This window comes from Thalassiella azotivora (assembly GCF_054781695.1).
The window spans coordinates 38,704-58,924 of record NZ_BAAGTX010000017.1; the positions used below are offsets into that span (position 1 = coordinate 38,704).

Below are 20,221 nucleotides of genomic sequence, written 5' to 3' on the forward strand. Positions count from 1 at the left end.
GTCGCGCTCGGGCGACCGGGCCGTCGCGGGCGACGGGTCAGGCCGGTGTCAGGCCGGTGTCAGGCGGTGCCGCCGGTCCGGCCGGGCTGCTCGCGCACCACGCCGGCGCGGCCGGCCTCCAGCCGCGCCAGCGGGACCCGGAACGGCGAGCAGGACACGTAGTCCAGCCCCACCGACTCGAAGAAGTGCACCGAGTCCGGGTCGCCGCCGTGCTCCCCGCACACGCCGAGCTTGAGGCCGGGACGGGTGGCGCGGCCGGACTCGGCGCCGATGCGCACGAGCTCGCCGACGCCGTCCACGTCGATCGACTCGAACGGGGAGACACCGAAGATCCCCTTCTCCAGGTAGTGGGAGAAGAACGCCGCCTCGACGTCGTCCCGGCTGAAGCCCCACGTGGTCTGGGTGAGGTCGTTCGTGCCGAAGGAGAAGAACTCGGCGGACTCGGCGATCTGGCCGGCGGTGAGCGCCGCGCGCGGCAGCTCGATCATCGTGCCCACGAGGAACTCCAGGTGCGCCCCGGTCTCGGCGCGGACCTCCCGGGCGACCTGGGCGATGTCGTCCTTGACGGACTCGAACTCCTGCACCGCCCCGACGAGCGGGATCATGATCTCGACGCGCGGCACGCCACCGGCCTTCTGCCGGGCGGCGGCGGCCTCGAGGATGGCCCGCGCCTGCATGGCGAACAGCCCGGGGACGACGAGCCCGAGCCGCACGCCGCGCAGCCCGAGCATCGGGTTCTGCTCGTGCAGGCGGTGCACCGCCTGCAGCAGCCGCAGGTCGCCCTCGACAGCCTCGCCACGGGCCTCCGCGACGGCGACGCGCACGGACAGCTGGGTGATGTCGGGCAGGAACTCGTGCAGCGGCGGGTCGAGCAGCCGGATGGTCACCGGCAGCCCGTCCATCGCCTCGAAGATCTCGGTGAAGTCGGCGCGCTGCAGCGGCAGCAGCTCGGCGAGCACCTTCTCCCGCTCGGCGTCGGTGTCCGCGAGGATCAGCTGCTCGACCATCTCCCGGCGCTCGCCGAGGAACATGTGCTCGGTGCGGCACAGGCCGATGCCCTGGGCGCCGAACCGGCGGGCGCGGGCGGCGTCCTCGGCGGTGTCGGCGTTGGCGCGCACCGCCATCCGCCGGGTGCCGTCGGCGGTGCGCAGGAGCCGGTCGACCGCCCGCACGAGGTCGTCGGCCTCGTCGGAGTCCGCCGACAGCTGGCCCTCGAAGTACCGGACGACGGGGGAGTCGACGACCTCCACCTCGCCGAGGAACACCTCGCCGGTGGTCCCGTCGATGGAGACGACGGTGCCCTCCTCGTAGACGGTGCCGTCGGGACCGGTGAAGCGGCGGCCCTTGGTGTCGACGTCGAGCTCCTCGGCGCCGCACACGCACGTCTTGCCCATGCCGCGGGCGACGACGGCGGCGTGGGAGGTCTTGCCGCCCCGGCTGGTGAGGATGCCCTCGGCGGCGATCATGCCGTTGAGGTCGTCGGGGTTGGTCTCGCGGCGGACGAGGATGACCCGCTCCCCGGAGCGGGACCACTTCACCGCGGTGTAGGAGTCGAAGACGACCTTGCCGACCGCGGCGCCGGGGGAGGCGCTCATGCCGGTGGCGATCCGCTGGTGGGCGCTCGCGTCGGCGAAGTGGGGGAACATCAGCTGGGACAGCTGGGCGCCGTTGACCCGCTGCAGCGCCTCCTGCTCGTCGATGAGCCCCTCGTCGACGAGCTGCGTCGCGATCCGGAACGCCGCCGCGGCGGTGCGCTTGCCCACCCGCGTCTGCAGCATCCACAGCTTGCCGCGCTCGATCGTGAACTCGATGTCGCACAGGTCCCGGTAGTGCTCCTCGAGCGTGCGCATGATCTGCATCAGCTCGGCGTAGCTCGTCGCGTCCAGGCCCTCGAGGTCCGCCAGCGAGAGCGTGTTCCGGATCCCGGCGACGACGTCCTCGCCCTGGGCGTTCGGCAGGTAGTCGCCGTAGACGCCCTTGGCGCCGGACGCCGGGTCGCGGGTGAACGCCACGCCGGTCCCGGAGTCCGCCGACATGTTGCCGAACACCATCGAGCAGACGTTGACGGCGGTGCCGAGGTCGGCGGGGATGCGCTCCTGGCGCCGGTAGAGCACCGCCCGGTCGGCGTTCCAGGACCGGAACACGGCCTGGACGGCGAGGTCCATCTGCTCGCGCGGGTCCTGCGGGAACTCCCGGCCGGCGTGGTCGCGGACGACGCCCTTGAACGTCTCGACGAGGGCGCGCAGGTCCTCGGCGTCGAGGTCGAGGTCGTTGGCGGTGCCCTTCGCGGTCTTCGCCGCGTCCAGGGCGTCCTCGAAGTGCTCGCCGTCGACCTCCAGCACCGTCTTGCCGAACATCTGGATCAACCGGCGGTAGGAGTCCTGGGCGAACCGCTCGTTGCCCGAGCGCTCGGCCAGGCCGCGCACGGACTCGTCGTTCAGCCCGATGTTGAGGACGGTCTCCATCATGCCGGGCATCGAGAACTTCGCGCCCGAGCGCACGGACACGAGCAGCGGGTCGTCCGCCTGGCCCAGGCGGCGTCCCATCCGCTCCTCGAGGGCGGCCAGGTGGGCGTCGACCTCGGCCCGCAGGCCCTCGGGTTCGCGGCCGTCGCGCAGGTAGGCCTGGCAGGCCTCGGTGGTGATGGTGAAGCCCGGTGGCACGGGCAGGCCCATCCGGGTCATCTCGGCGAGGTTGGCGCCCTTGCCGCCGAGCAGGTCCTTGAGGTCCTTGTGGCCCTCGGTGAAGTCGTACACGAACTTGGTCATGCGTCCTGAACCCCTTCGTCCGCCGGCTCGCCCGGGAGGCTAGGCCCAATGTGCCGGACCCGCGCCCCGGCGACGAGCGAATGTGAGCCCGGCGACACCACCGGGCGGAACGCCGTGCCCGGCCGTGGGGCGGCGGCGGGTGCGCCCGTGCCGCCCACCGGCACACCAGCCCGGGGTGCCGCCCGCAGCGCGTGGCCGCGCGGTCGCTGGGACAGTGGGGGGATGGGTGACGACCTGTGCTTCCTGCCCGCGACCGAGCTGGCGGCGCTGCTGCGTCGCCGCGAGCTGTCCGCGGTCGAGCTCCTCGAGGCCTCCCTCGCGCGGATCGAGCGGGTGAACCCGCAGGTGAACGCGATCGTCACCCTGGACGCGGACGGCGCGCGGCGGCAAGCGCGCGCGGCGGACGACGCGCTGTCACGGGGTGACGAGGTGGGCCCGTTGCACGGCCTGCCGTACGGCGTGAAGGACACCCACGAGACCGGCGGGCTGCGGACGACGTGGGGGTCGCCGGTGCGTGCCGAGCACGTGCCCGAGCACGACGAGCTCGTGGTCGCCCGCGCCGCGGCCGCGGGCGCCGTCCGGGTCGGCAAGACGAACGTCCCGGAGTTCGCCGCCGGGTCGCACACGACCAACCCCGTGTTCGGGCCCACCCGCAACCCCTACGACCCGAGCCGGTCGGCCGGCGGGTCCAGCGGCGGGTCCGCGGCCGCCCTGGCGGCCGGGATGGTGGCCCTCGCCGACGGAAGCGACATGGGCGGCTCGCTGCGCAACCCCGCCGCGTTCTGCAACGTCGTCGGGCTGCGGCCCTCGGCCGGCCGGGTGCCGAGCCACCCCGTGCCGTTCGGGTGGTCGACGCTCAGCGTGCAGGGGCCCATGGGCCGCACCGTCGGGGACGTCGCGCTCGGCCTGCGCGCCCTCGCCGGCCCCGACCCCCGCGCGCCCCTGTCGCTGCAGGACGACGGGTCGCTGTTCGCCGTGGACCTGCCGGACCGGCTCGACGGGCTGCGCGTCGCGTGGACGCCGGACCTCGGGGGGCTCGTCCCGGTCGAGCCGGAGGTGCTCGAGGCGCTGCGGCCGACGGTCGGGCTGCTGGACGGGCTGGGTGCCCGGGTCGAGGAGGCGTGCCCGGACCTGCGCGAGGCCGACGAGGTGTTCCACACGCTGCGCGCGTGGTTGTTCGCGGCGAACCTCGGCGACGTCGTCGACCGCCACCCGGACCAGGTGAAGGACACGATCCACTGGAACGTCGGGGTGGGCCGCGGGCTCACCGTGGCCGACGTGGCCCGCGCCGAGCAGGCGCACACCCGCCTGCACGAGGAGGTGGTGCGCTTCTTCGGCGACTACGACGTGCTGCTCGCCCCGGTCACCCAGGTCGTCCCGTTCGACGTGGACGTCGAGTACCCGACCGTCGTCGCCGGGCGCCGGATGCCGGATTACCTCGGGTGGATGCGGTCGGTGTCGCTGGTGTCGGCGACGGGGTGCCCGGCGCTGTCGGTCCCCGGCGGCTTCACCCCGACCGGTCTGCCCGTGGGCCTGCAGGTGGTCGCCGCGCCGCGGCACGACCTGCGGGTGCTGCAGGTCGGGCACGCCGTCGAGCAGGCCACCGGCCACTGGCGGCGCCGGCCCGTCACGACCTGACGCGTCAGCGGTTGCGGCGGTCGCGGATGAGGACGACCTGCTCGCGGCGCCGGACCTCGAACAGCTCGGTGGCCTCGATCAGGTCGCTGAGCTTGCGGAACCCGTGGTTGCGCGGGTCGAACGACGCCTGGTTGGCGATCTGGTTGCCGACCTGGCCGAGGTGCGCCCAGCCGTCGTCCCCGGCGGCCGCGTCGACCGCGTTGCGCAGCAGGTGCACGAGCCGGGTGTCGCCCTTGAGCTGCTGGGTGTCGGCGGCCCGCCGCGGGGGCTCGGTCGCGGACGGCTCGACGAGCCCCTCGACGTAGGTGAACTGCGAGCACGCGTTCACGAACGGCTCGGGCGTCTTCTTCTCCCCGAAGCCGTAGACCTTCACGCCCTCGGTGAGGATGCGCATGACCAGCGGGGTGAAGTCCGCGTCGCTGGACACGATCGCGAACGCGTCGAGGGTGCCCGCGTACAGCAGGTCCATGGCGTCGATGACCATCGCCATGTCGGAGGCGTTCTTGCCGCTGCTGTAGGCGAACTGCTGGATGGGCCGGATCGCGTAGGTGTGCAGGGTGGCCTCCCACGACTTGAGGTGGGGGCTCTTCCAGTTGCCGTACGCGCGCCGCACGTTCGCCGCGCCGTGCCGGGCGACCTCGGCGAGGATGACCTCGATCTTGGAGGCGGGGGCGTTGTCGGCGTCGATGAGCAGCGCGATGCGCTTCTCCCGGTCGTCGGGTGGTGGGGTCACGGGCCGACCCTATGGCGCCCCGCGGTCCCCGGGCACGGTGGCACAGTGGACCAGGGGCCGACGACACCGAGGAGGGACCGTGTCCAGGGTGGTGCACTTCGAGATCCACGCCGACGACGTGGAGCGGGCCAAGGCGTTCTACGCGACCGTCTTCGGGTGGACGTTCGAGGACTACGGCTACGTCACGGGTGGCACCTACTGGGGTGTGCGCACCGGGCCGCAGTCCGAGCCGGGCATCGACGGCGGCCTGCTGCACCGCGCCGGCGCGCACCCGGCGTCGACGGCGGGAGCGAACGCGTTCGTCGCGACGGTCGGTGTCGCGGACTACGACGAGACGGAGCGCCGGATCCTCGCGGCCGGCGGGGAGGTGGTCGTCCCGAAGGCGGCGCTGACGGCGATGGCGTGGCAGGGGTACTACCGCGACACCGAGGGCAACACCTTCGGGGTGCACCAGCCGGACCCCGAGGCCGCCTGAGTCACGGGGCGTGCGTCCGGGGCTCCCGGGCCCCGGACGCGCTCAGTCGTCCTCCTCCTCGCCGGTGCTGTCGCCCGGCTCGCGCTCCTCCTGCTCGCGGTCGCTGCCGACCTCGTCGTCGCATCCGGCGGCCGCCGTCAGCGGCAGCGCCAGCGCGACGAGCGGGACGACGGCGGCCCGGCGCCAGCGGGCGCGGCGGGGGAGCCCTCGGTCGCTCACGCGGTCCTCGCCGCCGCTCAGCGTGCGGTGCCGCGGCTGGAGCGGACCTTGGCGATCATCGACTTGATCTTCTGCTGGTTGTGCGGCTTGCGGGCCTCGTCGTAGGCCTTCTTCGCCAGCCCCGCCTTCGTGATCTTGCTCAGCAGTCCCATGGTGGCTCCTCTCCCCGGACCGGCTCGTCGGTCCTCGTGTCGGTCCTGACGGCAGCATCCCCCGGTCCGGGCCGAAGCGCGCGCCGAGCGGGGGAGCGCGCCGGGCGCAGCGGCCGGCTCAGGTGGTGACCGGCAGCGGGGCGGCGACCAGCGCCCGGCAGCGGTCCAGGACGTCGGCCACGGCGACCGTCGTGCGCAGCGGCAGCACGGGGCTCTCGGTCAGCCCGGCGGCCAGGCAGTCCTGGACGTGCTCGAGCAGGTGCGCGTAGCCCGTGCCGCGACGTCCCCGGTCCACGCGGGAGGCGGGGCCGCCGTCGGGCGTCACCAGCACCGAGGGGGCCCGCTCGAACGAGGGGGCCACCTCGATGCGCCCACGGTCGCACCAGACCGTCGCCCGCCCGTCCGTGCGGCCCGTCAGGGACGTCGACAGCAGCGACGTCCCCCCGCCCTCGTGGGTCAGCAGCACCGCGGTGTCCAGGTCGACACCGGTCGGGGACAGGCGGGCGGTGGCCTGCACCGTCCGGACCGGTCCGAGCAGCGCCAGGGCGAGCCAGACCGCGTACACGCCGCCGTCCAGGAGCGCGCCGCCGCCCAGGGCGGGGTCGTGGAAGCGGCTGGTGGGGTCGTCCGGGACGGCCCAGCCGAGCGAGGCCTGCAGCACCAGCGGCGGACCGAGTGGGCCCTCGCCGACGAGCTCGCGCAGGTGCACGACGTTCGGCAGGCACGCCGTCCAGAGGTTCTCGACGCACAGCAGGCCGTGCTCCCGGGCGGCCCCCACGAGCCGGCGCGTGTCCGCGCCGCTGCAGGTGAGGGGCTTCTCGACCAGGACCGCCTTGCCCGCGCGCAGGGCCCGCTCGGCCGCGGCCAGGTGGTGGGCGTGCGGGGTGGCGACGTAGACGACGTCGACGGTCGGGTCGGCGACCAGCCCGGCGTACGACCCGTGCGCCCTGGCGAAGCCGTGCTCGTCGGCGAACGCCGTGGCCCGGGCGCCGTCCCGGGACCCGACGGCCGCGAGCACGGCGCCCGGCACGAGCCGCAGGTCCCGGGCGACGGCCGCCGCCACCCGCCCGGGACCCAGGACCCCCCAGCCCACGCTCACGCCGGGGCGCCCCCCGTGTCGCCCCCGGTGTCGCCCCCCGTGTGACCCTGCGCGCGGACGTGCGCGGCGTACCAGTGCGCGCTGGCCTTCGGCGTCCGCACCTGCGTCTCGTAGTCGACGTGGACGATGCCGAACCTCTTGTCGTAGCCCCACGCCCACTCGAAGTTGTCCAGCAGCGACCACACGAAGTACGCCCGGACGTCGGCGCCCGCGCGGACGGCGTCCGCGAGGGCCCGCAGGTGGGTGCGCAGGTAGGCCACGCGGTCGGGGTCGTCGACCCGGCCGTCCGGACCGACCACGTCGGGGTAGGCGGCGCCGTTCTCGGTGACCATCAGCGGCAGGCCCGGGTGCTCGCGGTGCAGCCGGACGAGCAGCTCGGTCAGCCCGCGCGGGTCCACGCTCCAGCCCATGTCCGTGTACGGGCCGGGCTGCTGCGGGAACTCCAGGTCCTCGCACGCCGGCCAGGCGCTCGCCGCGCCGTCGCCGTGGCCGTCGGCCTCCGCCCGCGGGCTGACGCCGTCCCAGGCGCGCACGACGGTGGGCGAGTAGTAGTTCACGCCGAGGACGTCGAGCGGCTGGTGGATCGCCTCGAGGTCGCCGTCGCGCACGAAGCCCCAGTCGGTCACCGACTCCGTGGCGCGCAGCACGTCCGCCGGGTACGAGCCGCGCAGAACCGGGTCGAGCCAGACCCGGTTCTGCAGCCCGTCGATGCGCTCTGCGGCCGCCGCGTCGGCGGCGGAGTCGGAGGCCGGGCGCACCCAGGCGAGGTTGAGGGTCAGCCCGACCTGCGCCGTCGGCGCCGCGGCACGCACGGCCTGTGCGCCCAGGCCGTGCGCGAGGTTGAGGTGGTGGACGGCGGCCAGGGTGGCGGCGTGGTCGGTGCGGCCGGGGGCGTGCACCCCGCTGCCGTAGCCCAGGTACGCCGAGCACCAGGGCTCGTTGAGCGTGATGAAGGTGCCGACCCGGTCACCGAGCCGGCCGGCGACCACGCCGGCGTAGTCGGCGAACGCCTCGGCCGTGCCGCGGGCCGGCCAGCCGCCCGCGTCCTCCAGCGCCTGCGGGAGGTCCCAGTGGTACAGGGTCACCGCCGGCTCGATCCCCGCCTCCAGCAGCTCGTCGACGAGCCGGTCGTAGAAGGCGAGGCCCTCCTCGCTGACGGGACCCGGGCCGCCCGGGCCCACGTGGGGCAGCACCCGCGGCCAGGACACCGAGAACCGGTAGGCCTGCAGGCCGAGCGCCCTCATCAGGGCCACGTCCTCGCGGTAGCGGTGGACGTGGTCGCAGGCCACGTCCCCGGTGTCGCCGTTCGCGACCCGTCCCGGGGTGTGGCTGAAGGTGTCCCAGATGGACGGCGTGCGGCCGTGCTCGGTGACGGCGCCCTCGATCTGGTACGCCGCGGTGGCCGCTCCCCAGACGAAGCCGGGGGGCAGCCCCAGGTCGCCGACCCCCGCTGCGGTGGGGTCGGTGAGCGGGTGGACCGCGTCGGGTCCGGTGGAGGTCGCCGCGCTGATGAAGTCGGTGCTCATGGGTGGTCGGCGCCGGCGGCGCCTGCTCCGTCCTGTCGTCGTGCGTTCTGGTCTGATGCCGGCCCGGTTGCTCCGGACGGTGGTCGCTCGGTCACTACCTGCATCATCCCTTGACCGCCCCGGCGACGATCCCGCTGACGATCTGGCGCCCGAGCAGGACGAACACCACGACGACCGGCAGGGTGCCGACGAGCGTCCCGGCCATGATCACCGCCGTGTCCGGCACGTACCCGCTGCCGAGGTTGTTCAGCGCCACCTGCACCGTGGGGTTCGAGGAGTTCAGGGCGATCACCGGCCAGAAGAAGTCGTTCCAGGCGGTCATGAACGTCAGCATCCCGAGCACGGCCATCCCGGGCCGGGCGATGGGCAGGACGATGCTCCAGAAGGTCCGCAGCGACGTCGCCCCGTCGACCCGCGCGGCCTCGAGCAGCTCGTCGGGCAGCGCCTGGGCGAGGTACTGGCGCATGAAGAACACGCCGAACGCCGTCACCAGCGAGGGCAGGATCACCGACGACAGCCGCCCGGCCAGCCCGAGGTCCGCCATCACCGCGTACAGCGGCACGACGCCGAGCGTCGGCGGGATCATCATCGTGCCGAGCGTCAGGGCGAACAGCGCGTCGCGGCCGCGGAACCGCAGCTTGGCGAAGGCGAAGCCGGCGAGCGTGCAGAACAGCAGCGTGCTCACGGTGACGACCCCGGAGACGACGACCGAGTTGGTGATGGCCAGCCCGATGCTCTGCTGCTCCAGCGCGGTGGTGACGTTCTGCCACAGGTACGGGCCGGGTGTGAGCGGCGGCGGCGACTGGGTCATCTCCGACATGGGACGGCTCGCGGCGACGAGCATGTAGTAGAACGGCGCGACGAAGCACAGCGCGGTCAGCCCCAGCAGGGCGTAGGTGGCCCAGCCGGCGCGGTGCCCGCCGGCGGCGACGCGGCCGCGACGGCGTCGGGGCGGGACGGGGGCGACCAGCGCCCCGCTGCGGACGGAGGTGGTGGTCACGACGCCTCCCCGGCGGTGTCGGTGGCGGTGGCGGAGGATGAGGACGTGCTCCGCCGTGGCGTGCGCTCGCGGCCCCGCCGCCGCACCAGCGCGGCGTTGACCAGCACGAGCACGATGATGAGCAGGAAGGTCACCCACGCCACGGCCGCGGCGCGACCGAGGCTGCCGTACTGCCAGCCCTGCTGGTACATGAAGAGCCCCAGCGTCTGGTACTGGTGCACCGCCCCGCCGTTCGGCGTCCCGCCACCGAACAGCAGCGGCTCGCCGAAGAGCTGGGTCGCGCCGATGGTGGAGACCACCACGGTGAACAGGATGGTCGGCCGCAGCCCGGGCAGGGTGACGTGCCGGAACTGCTGCCAGCGGTTGGCGCCGTCGAGCGACGCTGACTCGTACAGCTCGTAGGGGATCGACTGCATCCCGGCGAGGTAGATGAGCGCGTTGTACCCGGTCCACCGCCAGGTGACGATGACGGCGATCGCCACCTGCGCCGTCCAGTTGCCGTTGCGCCAGTCCAGCGCGTCGACGCCGACGACCGACAGCAGCCAGTTCGCGAAGCCGCCGTCGCGGCCGAAGATCTGGGCGAACACGAGCGTGGCCGCTGCCACCGACGTCGCGTACGGCATGATCATCGAGACGCGGAAGAACGTCCGGGCCCGCATCCGGTAGTTGAGCAGGTGCGCCAGGCCGAGGGCCAGCGCCAGCTGCGGGACGGTGGAGAGCACGCCGATGGTGAACGTCTTCCACAGCGCGTTCCAGAACAGGTCGTTGGTCAGCAGCCAGCGGTAGTTCTCGACGCCCACCCAGGAGGAGTCCGAGCCGAGCCGGAAGTCGTGCAGGCTGATCCACGCGGTGTACACGAGCGGGAAGAGCCCGAAGGCCGCGAACACCAGGAAGAACGGCGCGACGTAGACGTACGGCGCGGAGCGGGCCTCCCAGCGGAACAGCCGCGCGCGTAGCGGCGACCGGCGGCGGGGCGCGCCGGGAGCCGGGGGCGTCGTCCCGGTCGCCCGGGCGGGAGCGGTGGTGGCGGGTGCGGACACGGGGGACCTCCGGTCGGGGCCGCGTGGGTGGTGGTCGCGGGGTGGCCGGTCGCTCCGGCCACCCCGCGACGGCTGCTCCCGTCCGGTGGACGGGAGGGGCCGGTCGGGCCGGTCAGCCGACCTGGGTCTCGATCTCCGCCAGGGCGTTCTGCCACGCCTCGTCGGGGGAGACGCCGTTGCTCTCGACGGAGACGAGCGCCTGGGTCAGCGCGTTCTTGATGACGCCGTCGGCCGGTCCGAGCAGCTGCGTGGGCGCGGCCTCCGCGGAGGTCGTGAACACCTGGCCGATCGGGGCGCCGTTGAAGTACTCGTCCGTGGTGTCGCCGACCAGCGCGATGCCCTCGGTGTTGGAGGGGAAGTTGCCGACCTGGGAGAAGACCTCGGCCTGCTGCTCGCCGTCGGTCAGCCAGCGGATCAGCTCCGCGGCCTCCTCCTTGTTCTCGCTGGCCTCCGGGATCGCCAGGTAGGCGCCTCCCCAGTTGCCGCCCTGGCCGCCGGGCAGCGTGGTGATGTTCCACGTGCCGCTGCCGGCGTCACCGGCCTTGCCCTTGATGTAGCCGATCATCCACGAGGGGCAGGCGATGGAGGCGAAGGCGCCGTTGCCGAAGCCGGCGTCCCAGCTGCCGTCGCCGACGAACTGCTCGAGCCGGGCGGTCAGCCCCGCCTGGGACGCGGCGGCCGCGGTGTCGAACGCCTCGCGGACGGCCGGGTTGGTGTCGTGGACGAGCTCGCCGTCCTCGTCGTAGTAGATCTCGGCCTCGGTGGAGACGATGGCGTTGTACAGGCCGCCCGCGGAGTCGTGGAACGCCGAGCCCTCGGGGGCGTTGGCGGCGTACTCCTGGCCCAGGGCGAGGAAGCCGTCCCAGTCGTCCATCCGGGCGGCGACCTCGGCCGGGTCGGTGGGCAGCCCGGCCTGCTCGAACAGGTCGGTGCGGTAGCAGATCGCCATCGGGCCGATGTCGGTCCCCATCCCGATCACCTTGCCGTCGGGGGTGGTGGCGGCGGCGCTCTTCCAGTCGACGTAGTTCTCGACCTGGTCGCCGGCGGCCGTCTCGGACAGGTCGACCCACTTGTCGGCCTGGTTGGCGACCACGTCGGCGATGCGGGCGACCTCGATCCCCTGGATGTCGGCCAGGCCGCTGCCGGAGTTCAGCTTGGTCTGGAGGGCCGGCCAGTACCGGTCCTCGCCCTGGGTCGACTCGTACCGGATCTCCACGTCCGGGTTCTCCTCCATGTAGCGGTCGAGGAGCCCGGACTCCTCGAAGCCGAACGTTCCGAACAGGCTGACGGTCAGCACGGTCGTGCCGTCCTCGGAGCCGGCCTGGTCGCTGCCCCCGGAGCCGCAGGCCCCGAGCAGCAGCGACCCGGACACGGCGGTGGCGCACAGCGCCACGGTGCGGCGGGGCAGCTTCATCGTTCCTCCTCGGGCCCGCAGGCCACTCGACCCGGCGCTCGCGTGGGATTGCGTGGGAGCGCTCTCATGTCGTGCACATCACACGCGGGCGAACGGCCGGTGTCAAGACCTCGCTCGTCCTGCGGTCGCCGCGAGTCCCTCGACCGGCGGCGGATTCCGTGGGCGTGTCCGGTCCGTCGCCGGGCGTAGCGGCGAGGGCGCTCAGGCGCTCTGGCGCACCACGAGCTCGGTGTCCAGGACCACGGACGTGGTCGGGCTCCCGGCCGCCTGGTCCAGCAGCAGACGGGCCATCTGCCGGCCCATCGCCTCGAGCGGCTGGCGCACCGTCGTCAACGGCGGGTGGGCCGCGGCGGCGACGGGCACGTCGTCGAACCCGACGACGGCGACGTCCTGCGGGACCCGCAGGCCTCGCTCCTGAAGCGTCTGCAGCGCACCCACGGCCATCAGGTCGTTCGCCGCGAAGACCCCGTCCACGCGGGCGCCGCGGTCCAGCAGGACGGCCATCGCCCGCCGGCCGCTGTCCATCCCGAAGTCGCCCTCGACCACCAGCTCCGGCGGCAGGTCGAGCCCGGCCCCCCGCAGCGCCTCCCGCAGGCCGGTCAGCCGGTCGGTCCCCGCGGTCATGTCCGAGGGCCCGGTGATGGTGGCGACCCGCCGGCAGCCGCGCTCGACGAGCACCTGACCGGCGGCGCGGCCGCCCGCGACGTTGTCCGGGCTGACGTACGGCAGCGACCGGCGGCCGGACTGGGGCCGGCCCGCGATCACCACCGGGACCCCCAGCCGCTGGACCCTGGCCGGCAACGGGTCGTCGCCGTGCAGGGACAGGAACATCGCGCCGTCCAGGTGGCCACCCGCCGCGTACTCGACGAACCGCGCGCGGTCGTCGTCCGTCGCGACGATGACGAACACCAGCTGGCGCCGGCGCTCTGCCGCGGCCGCCTGGGCGCCCCGCAGCACGTTGGCGAAGAACGGGTCGGCGAAGAACCGCTCGCCCGACTCCGACACCACGAAGGCCAGCGCGTCGCTGCGCCGGGTGACCAGCGCCCGCGCGGCCTGGTTCGGGGCGTACGACAGCTCCGCCGCGGCGGCCTGGACGGCCTGCTTCGCGTGCTCGCTCACCCGCGCGGACCCGGCGAGCACCCGGCTCGCGGTCGAGCGCGACACCCCCGCGAGCGCGGCGACGGACTCGAGCGTGGGGGCCTGGCGGCGGGTGCTCGGCTCCACGGTCGCTCCTCGTCTGGTCGGCCACCCGGCGGGCGTCCGGCGCGACGGCGCGCCGGCGCGGCCAGTATGCCGACCGGGCCGACCCGACGCCGGGTCACCGGGGAGGCCCGGCGGTGACGGCTAGGATCCGCGCACGGACGGCGCGACGGCGCGCCGCCCGACGCGACGCGGAAGGCGAGGCGATGACCCAGGTGCCCGAGCAGGCCGGGGCCCCCGTGCCCGCGACCGTGGACGAGGCGCCGAGGGTCCCGGCGCGCGGGGTGGACCCGCGGGTCGACGTCGGCACCGACCTCGCGGTCCTGGACGAGGTGCAGCGCCGGGTGCTGTGGCTGGCCACCCGCATCGTGGACGCCGCCAACCGGGAGCGGCGGACCCAGGACGGCGTGAAGGTCGGCGGCCACCAGGCGTCCAGCGCCAGCATGGTCACCGCGATGACCGCGCTGTGGTTCTCCCACCTGGACGCGGCGGACAAGGTGAGCGTCAAGCCGCACGCGTCACCGGTCTTCCACGCCATCCAGTACCTGCTCGGCCGGCTCGACCGCTCGTACCTGACCCGGCTGCGCGAACGCGGCGGGCTGCAGTCCTACCCCAGCCGCACCAAGGACCCCGACGAGGTGGACTTCTCCACCGGGTCGGTCGGTCTCGGCCCGGCGGCGCCGCTGTTCGCGGCCGCCGTCCGCCGGTACGTCGACGCCCACTTCGGCCCACGGCCCGCCTCCCGCTTCGTCGCCCTGCTCGGCGACGCCGAGCTCGACGAGGGCAACGTGTGGGAGGCGGTCGCCGACCCCGCCACCCACGGGCTCGGCAACGTCATGTGGGTCGTGGACTTCAACCGGCAGAGCCTCGACCGCGTCGTCCCGGGCATCCGGATCGACCAGTGGCGCGCCTCGTTCGAGGCCAACGGCTGGCACGTCGTCGAGGTCAAGTACGGCCGGCGCCTGCAGGCGTTCTTCGACCGCCCGGGCGGCGAGGGCCTGCGCCGGTGGATCGACGCGATGCCCAACGAGCAGTACCAGTCGCTGTTCGGGCTGGCCGGTGCGCAGCTGCGCGAGCGGTTCCTCGACGGCGCCCCGGACGACGTCGCGCCGCTCGTCGCCGACGTCCCGGACGACGAGCTGCCCGCGCTCGTCACCGACCTCGGCGGCCACGACCTCGGCGCGATGCTCGAGGCCTACGCCGCCTGCGACGCCGAGACCACGAGGCCCAGCGTCGTCTTCGCCTACACCGTCAAGGGCTGGGGGCTGCCGACGGCCGGCAACCCCCGCAACCACTCCGCGCTGCTCACCGGCGAGCAGGTCGCGAGGCTGCGCGCGGACCTCGGCGTGGACGAGGCCCGCGAGTGGGACCGGATCGACCCCGCCACCCCCGCGGGGACGTGGGTGGCCCGCCGCGCCGAGCACCTGACCCGCTCGCCCCGCTCGCCGCGGATCGACGTCCAGGTGCCGGAGTCCACCGGCGTGCGGGTCTCCAAGCCCGTGAGCACGCAGGAGGTCTTCGGCCGGGTCCTCGTCGACCTGTCCCGCCACGAGCAGCTCGCCCGCTACCTCGTGACGACGGCGCCGGACGTGGCGACGTCGACCAACCTCGCCGGCTTCATCAACCGGATGGGCGTGTTCGCCCCCGCCGACCGGCGCGCCTGGTCGCCCGACCCGGTGCTGCGCTGGGCCGAGGGCCCGTCCGGCCAGCACATCGAGCTCGGCATCTCCGAGATGAACCTGTTCCTGCTGCTCGGCCAGCTCGGGCTGTCCTGGGACCTGTCGGACCAGCCGCTCGTGCCGGTCGGCACCGTCTACGACCCGTTCGTCTGCCGCGGCCTCGACGCCTTCATCTACGGCACCTACTCCGGCTCCCGCTTCGTCGTCGCGGGCACGCCGTCCGGGGTGACGCTCGCGCCGGAGGGCGGGGCGCACCAGTCGACGATCACCCCCTCGATCGGCGTCGAGCTGCCGGGGGTGACGTTCATCGAGCCCGCCTACGCCACGGCGCTGGACTGGCTGCTGTGCGACGCGGTAGGGCGGATCGCCGCCGGCGGTCACGGCGCGCCACGCACGGCCGCCCCGCACGACGACGGCGCCTACTACGTCCGCCTGACGACCCGGCCCGTCGACCAGGCCCCGTTCGAGGCGGCCCGCGCGCGGCTCGGCGACGCCGTCCTGCGCCGCCAGGTGCTCGCCGGCGCCTACCGGCTCGTGGACGCCTTCGAGGCCCACCCGCACCTGCGCGGCGAGGACGGTGGCGCACCGGCGCCCCAGGTGCACCTCGTCGGCTCGGGTGCCGTGCTGCCCGAGGTGCTCGCCGCCGCCGAGGAGCTCGCCGAGGAGGGCGTCGCGGCGCACGTCGTCGACGTGACCAGCCTCGACCGGCTGTACACCGCCTGGCAGCGCACGCTGCGCCAGGGCGTCCGGACGGCGACGGCACCGAGCGTCCCCGGGGCGCTGCGCACCGCCTTCGGCGGCCTCGGGGGAGACCGCGCCCCCGTCGTCACCGTGCACGACGGCGCCAGCCACGCGATGGCCTGGATCGGGTCGGCGCTCGGCGTGCCCGCCGTCCCGCTCGGGGTCGACGAGTTCGGCCAGTCCGGCACCGTCCACGACCTGTACGAGCTGCACGACCTGCTGCCCGGGTCCGTCGTCAACGCGGCGCTGGCCGCGCTGAGCCTGACCTGAGCGGGCCGTGACGACGGGGGAGGACGCCGGCCGGCGCCCTCCGCCCCCACGCCGCGGCGGCCCGGCGACGACCCATGCCCGGCGGGCGCGCGACGTCGGCGAGCGCGCCGACGGCATGCGCCGGCACAACGTCGCGGCGCTGCTGCGCGCCGTCGTCGCCCGGGGCCGGACGACGCGGGTCGAGCTCGCCCGGCTGACCGGCCTGTCCGCGCCGACCGTCACGGTCGCGGTCGGCGCGCTGCTGGAGGCCGGGGTCCTGCGCGAGCTCGAGCCGCGGCCGGGCAGCCGCGGTCGCCCGGCCGTGCCGCTGGTGCTCGACGGCCGGCGCGGGCTCGTGCGCTCGGTGCACGTCGGGCGGCACGAGGTGCACGTCGGTCTCGTGGGCCTGGACGCCACCGTCGTCGCCCGGCACGTCGTCGCGCACCGCGCCCCCACCCCGGAGGAGGTGGTCGCCACCGTGAGCAGGTCGGTCCGGGCGCTCGAGGCGAGGACGCCCGCCGGCGCCCGCGTGCTGCGGACCGGGGTGACCTGCGGCGGGCAGGTGAGCAGCGAGACCGGCACGGTGCTGCTGCACGCCGGGCTCGGATGGCGCGACGTCCGGCTCGCCGCGGCGGTCGGCGCCGCCGTCCCCGAGCCCGTGGTGCTCGAGCAGTCCATCCGGGCCGCGGCCGGGTACGAGCTGCTGTTCGGCTACGGCCGGTCCGCCGACGACTTCGCCCTGCTCCACGTCGGCACGGGCATCGGCGTCGCGCTGGTGCAGGACGGACGGGTCCGCACCGGGGCGACCGCCTCGGCCGGGTCGGTGGGTCACCTGCAGGTGCAGCGCGGGCCCCGCGCGCCGCAGTGCCCGTGCGGTCGTCGGGGCTGCTTCCAGGTCGTGGCCGGTGACGACGCGGTGGTGCAGCGGGTCCGGGCCGACGGGCTGGACGTCGGCGGGGTGGACGACGTCGTGGAGGCCGCGCGGTCCGGTCGGGCCGCGGCCGTCGAGGCGCTGCGCTCGCGCGCGCAGGCCGTCGCCACGGCCGCCGCGGCCCTCGTGGACCTCTACGACCCGGGGGCGCTGGTGCTGCGCGGGTCCATCACGCGGCTGCACGAGCACCAGGTCGACGTGCTGTGCCGCGAGCTCGACCGGCTGGCGCACCTGCCGGACGCCGGCTCCCGAGTGGTGGTGGGCGACCGGTCGGGCGACTCCGAGGTCCTGGTGGCCGCAGCCCCCGCGATCGCCGCCGTCCTGGACGACCCGTTCGCGGGGGCCTGAGCGGCGTCGTCAGCGACGCTGCGTCGCGAGCACCTCGGCGTCCGCGGACGCCGCGTCGCCGGAGGCGACCTCGTCGGCCCCGTCCCCGTCGACAGAGCCGTCCGCGTCGACCGAGCCGTCCGCGTCGGTCGGGTCGTCCTCGTCGACCGGGGCACCGGCCTGCTCGGCGTCGGTCAGGTCGACCACCTCGGCGCCGGCCGGGGCCTGCTGCGTCGGGGCGCCCTGCTCGTCGGCCACGTCGTCGGTCGCCTCGTCCGCCTGCGGCGCGGTGTGCTGGCCGGCGTCCGGCGTGCTGTGCGCGTCCTCCTGGAGCAGCGCCATGGACGCCCCGCCGGACAGCGTCGCCAGCATCTGCCGCACGTTGGCGAGCTGGGCGTTGATGCTGTCGCGCCGCTGGGTGGCGGCAGCCAGCTCGCGCTCGGACTCCGCGCGGATCTTGTCGGCGCGGGCCTTCGCGGCGCTGACCAGCTCCTGGGCCTGCTGCCCGGCGTCGGCGAGCAGCCGCTGAGCGGCCCGCTCGGCCTCGGTGCGGGTCCGCTCCGCCTCGGCCTGGACCTGCTCGGCCTCCTCCTGCGCGGCGGTGAGCTGCTGCTCGGCGGCGGCCGTGCGGGCGGTGAAGTCCTGCTCGGCCCGCTCGCGGCGCTGGGCGAGCGTGGTCTCGAAGTCGGCCGCCGCCTGCGCGGCCCGGGCGCGCTGCTGCTCGTAGACGGCCTCGGCCTCCTCGCGACGGGCCGTCGCGTCGCGGTCCGCGGCGTCGAGCAGGTCGTCGGCGGTGCTGCGGGCGTCGGCGAGCACCTGCGCCGCCTCGGCGTCGGCGGCCGCACGCCGGTCCTGCGCGTACCGGTCGGCCTCCTCGCGCACCCGCGCGGCCGCCTGCTCCGCCAGGCCGCGGTGGCTGTCGGCCTCCGTCTGCGCGCTCGCCCGCAGCTCGTCGGCCTCCTCGGTCGCCAGGGCGAGGATCTGCCCGATCCGGGCCCCCAGCAGCTCGAAGGTCGGCTCCTGCGGGGGTGCCGCCTGGGCCGGCTCGGCGGGTTCGGCCGGGCCGGCCTCCTCGTGCGCCCGGCGCACCTGCTCCTCGGTGTCCTGACGCGCCTGCTCGAGAGCCTCCTCCAGGGCGGCCACGCGGCGACGGAGCTGGTCGGTCTGCTCCTGCCCGGTCCGGGCCGCCTCGCTCAGCTCGCGGATGCGGCGGTCCACCTGCGCCGGCTCGTAGCCGCGCAGGACGGTCCGGAACGTGCTCGTGTCACTCATGGCTCAGTGCTCACCTCGGGGGAAGGAGCCGTCAGGCTCGGTACGGGGTTCGGTGGTCGGGGTCCGCGCCCCGGCGGGGACCGTGGCGCGCGGGTCGGCGTGCTGGTCGGCGTGCTGGTCGGCGTGCGGGGCGTCGTGGTCGTGCCGGGGGTCGTGGTCGTGAGGGCCATCGTCCCGCAGGTCCGACTCGTGCGGTCCGCCCGGGTCGCTCCGGCCGGTGCCCGGCCCCCCGGGACGCCCACCGGGGACGGCGAGCGCCTCGATGACGCCCGACAGCTGACCGAGCTCGGCGGCGATCTCGTCGCGGCGGCGGGCCAGCACGGCGACCCGCTCCTGGGCCTCCGCGAGCTGGGCGCGGGCCTGGGTGCGCATCCGGTCGGACTCCTCGCGCGCGGAGTTCAGCAGCGCCGCCGCCTCCTGCCGTGAGGTCCGCAGGAGGTCCTGGGCCTCGCGCTGGGCCGCGCCGAGGTCCTCCGCGGCGCGCTCGCGCAGCGTCCTCGCGGCGCTCTCGGCCTCGGTGGTGCGCCGGCTCGCGCGGTTCTGGACCGCCTCGGCGCGTGCCTCGGCGTCCTGGAGCACCTCCGCCGCCTGCTGGCGGGCGCGCTCGCGCTCGTCGTCCGCCTGGGCCCGGGCCCGCTCGAGCGCCGCGCGGGCCACCGCGTGCAGCTCGGCGACCTCCGCCTCGGCGGCGCTGCGCTGGTCGCGCAGCCGGCGGGTCGCGGTGCCCAGGGCGGCGCCGAGCCGGCCCCGGCGTGCCCGGACCACCGCGGCCGCCTGCTGGTGACCGCGCAGCCGGGTCCGCTCGGCCTCCGCCTCGGCGGTGGCGAGCAGGGCGTCCACGGTCTGGCGGGTCCACTCCGTCTGCTGCGCCGCGGCGGCCAGCTCCGCCTCGGCCGCGTCGCGGGCCTCGTCGAGCAGCCGCTCGGCCTCGGCGGCAGCCTCGTCACGCAGCTGCTGGGCCTGGGACCGTGCGGACGCCAGCTCGGCGGCGGCCGTGCTGCGGTCGCGCTGCGCGTCGTCGGTCGCGGCCAGGCGCTCGGCCTGCGCGGCCTCCCGCGCCCGGGTGGTGACCGTCTCGGCCGCCTCGGCCGCCTCGCGGGTGAGGCGCTGGGCCTCCTCCCGGGCCTGCTCGAGCTCGGTCCGGGCGGTGCGGTGGGCGGCCTCGAGGAGCTGCTCGACCTCAGCGCGGGTCGTGCGGCGCAGCGCGTCGGACTGCTCGCGCGCCGCCCGCGCGTCCTCCTCGGCCGCGGCGCGCAGCTCGGCCGCCTCGGACTCGGCCTGCGCGGTGAGCTGCTGGGCGGTGCGACCCGCGGACTGCACCACGAGGGTCGCCTGCTCGCCGGCGTCCTGGACGAGCTCGCGGGCCTCCTCGCGGGCGGACTCGAGCTCGGCCTCGGCGGCACGCTGGGCGCGGGCGGCGACCCCGTGCAGGCGCTCGGCCTCGGCGCGCAGCCGCTCGGCCTCGGCGGTGACGGAGTCGGCGTGCTCCTGCGCACGGGCCAGGATCCCCATGGCCTGCTGCGCCTGGTCGAGCGCCCCGTCGCTGTCCGCGGCAGGACCCTGCGGGGGGCGGTCGGGCGCAGGGTCGGCTGCCGCCACCGGCAGGTCGTCCGCGTCCTCTGGGGACGTCCCCGGACCGGTGGCGACGGAGGTGGGGGCAAGACGCTGGGCGTCCATGTGCAGATCGTCGCAGATGTTCGGCGTGCTATCGACCGCGCACGCACAGTGACTGCAGATCGCCCGGGTGGACGGGGGACG

16 protein-coding genes are annotated in these 20,221 nt (G+C 75.2%); 4 read left to right on the forward strand and 12 right to left on the reverse strand.

What is annotated here, in order from left to right; genetic code table 11:
• Positions 1–59: 59 nt before the first annotated feature.
• Complete coding sequence (gene ppdK, locus ACYVQV_RS12800) at positions 60–2,768, reverse strand: pyruvate, phosphate dikinase (RefSeq protein ID WP_461023685.1); 2,709 nt, start codon at positions 2,766–2,768, stop codon at positions 60–62.
• A gap of 222 nt (positions 2,769–2,990) precedes the next feature.
• Here ppdK and ACYVQV_RS12805 point away from each other — a divergent pair, with 222 nt between their 5' ends.
• Positions 2,991–4,406 carry an amidase gene (locus ACYVQV_RS12805; RefSeq protein WP_461023686.1) on the forward strand — a complete coding sequence of 472 codons (1,416 nt, stop codon included), beginning with the start codon at positions 2,991–2,993 and terminating at the stop codon, positions 4,404–4,406.
• A gap of 4 nt (positions 4,407–4,410) precedes the next feature.
• Here ACYVQV_RS12805 and ACYVQV_RS12810 read toward each other — a convergent pair whose 3' ends face one another.
• Positions 4,411–5,139, reverse strand: coding sequence for an NYN domain-containing protein (locus ACYVQV_RS12810; protein ID WP_461023687.1), 729 nt, complete (start codon positions 5,137–5,139; stop codon positions 4,411–4,413).
• Positions 5,140–5,218: 79 nt separating this feature from the next.
• Between ACYVQV_RS12810 and ACYVQV_RS12815 the strand changes: the two genes are divergently transcribed.
• Positions 5,219–5,614 carry a VOC family protein gene (locus tag ACYVQV_RS12815; RefSeq protein ID WP_461023688.1) on the forward strand — a complete coding sequence of 132 codons (396 nt, stop codon included), beginning with the start codon at positions 5,219–5,221 and terminating at the stop codon, positions 5,612–5,614.
• 42 nt (positions 5,615–5,656) lie between these two features.
• Here ACYVQV_RS12815 and ACYVQV_RS12820 read toward each other — a convergent pair whose 3' ends face one another.
• From ACYVQV_RS12820 to ACYVQV_RS12855, 8 genes are all read right to left on the reverse strand, one after another.
• A complete protein-coding gene (locus tag ACYVQV_RS12820) occupies positions 5,657–5,833 on the reverse strand; it encodes a hypothetical protein (protein WP_461023689.1) in 177 nt (58 codons plus the stop codon).
• A gap of 17 nt (positions 5,834–5,850) precedes the next feature.
• On the reverse strand, positions 5,851–5,985 hold the full coding sequence (locus ACYVQV_RS12825) for a hypothetical protein (RefSeq protein ID WP_461023690.1): 135 nt from the start codon (positions 5,983–5,985) through the stop codon (positions 5,851–5,853).
• A gap of 118 nt (positions 5,986–6,103) precedes the next feature.
• Positions 6,104–7,084, reverse strand: a complete 981-nt coding sequence (locus ACYVQV_RS12830; RefSeq protein WP_461023691.1) for a Gfo/Idh/MocA family protein — start codon at positions 7,082–7,084, stop codon at positions 6,104–6,106.
• Entirely contained in the window at positions 7,081–8,610 is a 1,530-nt protein-coding gene (locus ACYVQV_RS12835; protein ID WP_461023692.1) for a GH1 family beta-glucosidase, read from the reverse strand. Before ACYVQV_RS12835 ends, ACYVQV_RS12830 begins: the two co-directional genes overlap by 4 nt.
• 103 nt (positions 8,611–8,713) lie before the next feature.
• A complete protein-coding gene (locus tag ACYVQV_RS12840; RefSeq protein WP_461023693.1) occupies positions 8,714–9,610 on the reverse strand; it encodes a carbohydrate ABC transporter permease in 897 nt (298 codons plus the stop codon).
• Positions 9,607–10,650, reverse strand: a complete 1,044-nt coding sequence (locus tag ACYVQV_RS12845; RefSeq protein ID WP_461023694.1) for a carbohydrate ABC transporter permease — start codon at positions 10,648–10,650, stop codon at positions 9,607–9,609. Before ACYVQV_RS12845 ends, ACYVQV_RS12840 begins: the two co-directional genes overlap by 4 nt.
• Before the next feature lie 112 nt (positions 10,651–10,762).
• Positions 10,763–12,064, reverse strand: a complete 1,302-nt coding sequence (locus ACYVQV_RS12850) for an ABC transporter substrate-binding protein (protein WP_461023695.1) — start codon at positions 12,062–12,064, stop codon at positions 10,763–10,765.
• Between the two features lie 201 nt (positions 12,065–12,265).
• Positions 12,266–13,288, reverse strand: coding sequence for a LacI family DNA-binding transcriptional regulator (locus ACYVQV_RS12855; protein WP_461023696.1), 1,023 nt, complete (start codon positions 13,286–13,288; stop codon positions 12,266–12,268).
• Positions 13,289–13,470: 182 nt separating this feature from the next.
• Between ACYVQV_RS12855 and ACYVQV_RS12860 the strand changes: the two genes are divergently transcribed.
• Positions 13,471–15,954, forward strand: a complete 2,484-nt coding sequence (locus tag ACYVQV_RS12860) for a transketolase-like TK C-terminal-containing protein (RefSeq protein ID WP_461023697.1) — start codon at positions 13,471–13,473, stop codon at positions 15,952–15,954.
• Positions 15,955–15,961: 7 nt separating this feature from the next.
• The gene (locus ACYVQV_RS12865) at positions 15,962–17,212 is read left to right on the forward strand and encodes an ROK family transcriptional regulator (protein ID WP_461023698.1); all 1,251 of its coding nucleotides are present in this window, start codon (positions 15,962–15,964) and stop codon (positions 17,210–17,212) included.
• 9 nt (positions 17,213–17,221) lie between these two features.
• Here the strand turns inward: ACYVQV_RS12865 and ACYVQV_RS12870 are convergent, their stop codons facing one another.
• The gene (locus tag ACYVQV_RS12870; protein ID WP_461023699.1) at positions 17,222–18,463 is read right to left on the reverse strand and encodes a DivIVA domain-containing protein; all 1,242 of its coding nucleotides are present in this window, start codon (positions 18,461–18,463) and stop codon (positions 17,222–17,224) included.
• Between the two features lie 3 nt (positions 18,464–18,466).
• Positions 18,467–20,140 carry a coiled-coil domain-containing protein gene (locus ACYVQV_RS12875; RefSeq protein ID WP_461023700.1) on the reverse strand — a complete coding sequence of 558 codons (1,674 nt, stop codon included), beginning with the start codon at positions 20,138–20,140 and terminating at the stop codon, positions 18,467–18,469.
• Positions 20,141–20,221 lie beyond the last annotated feature (81 nt).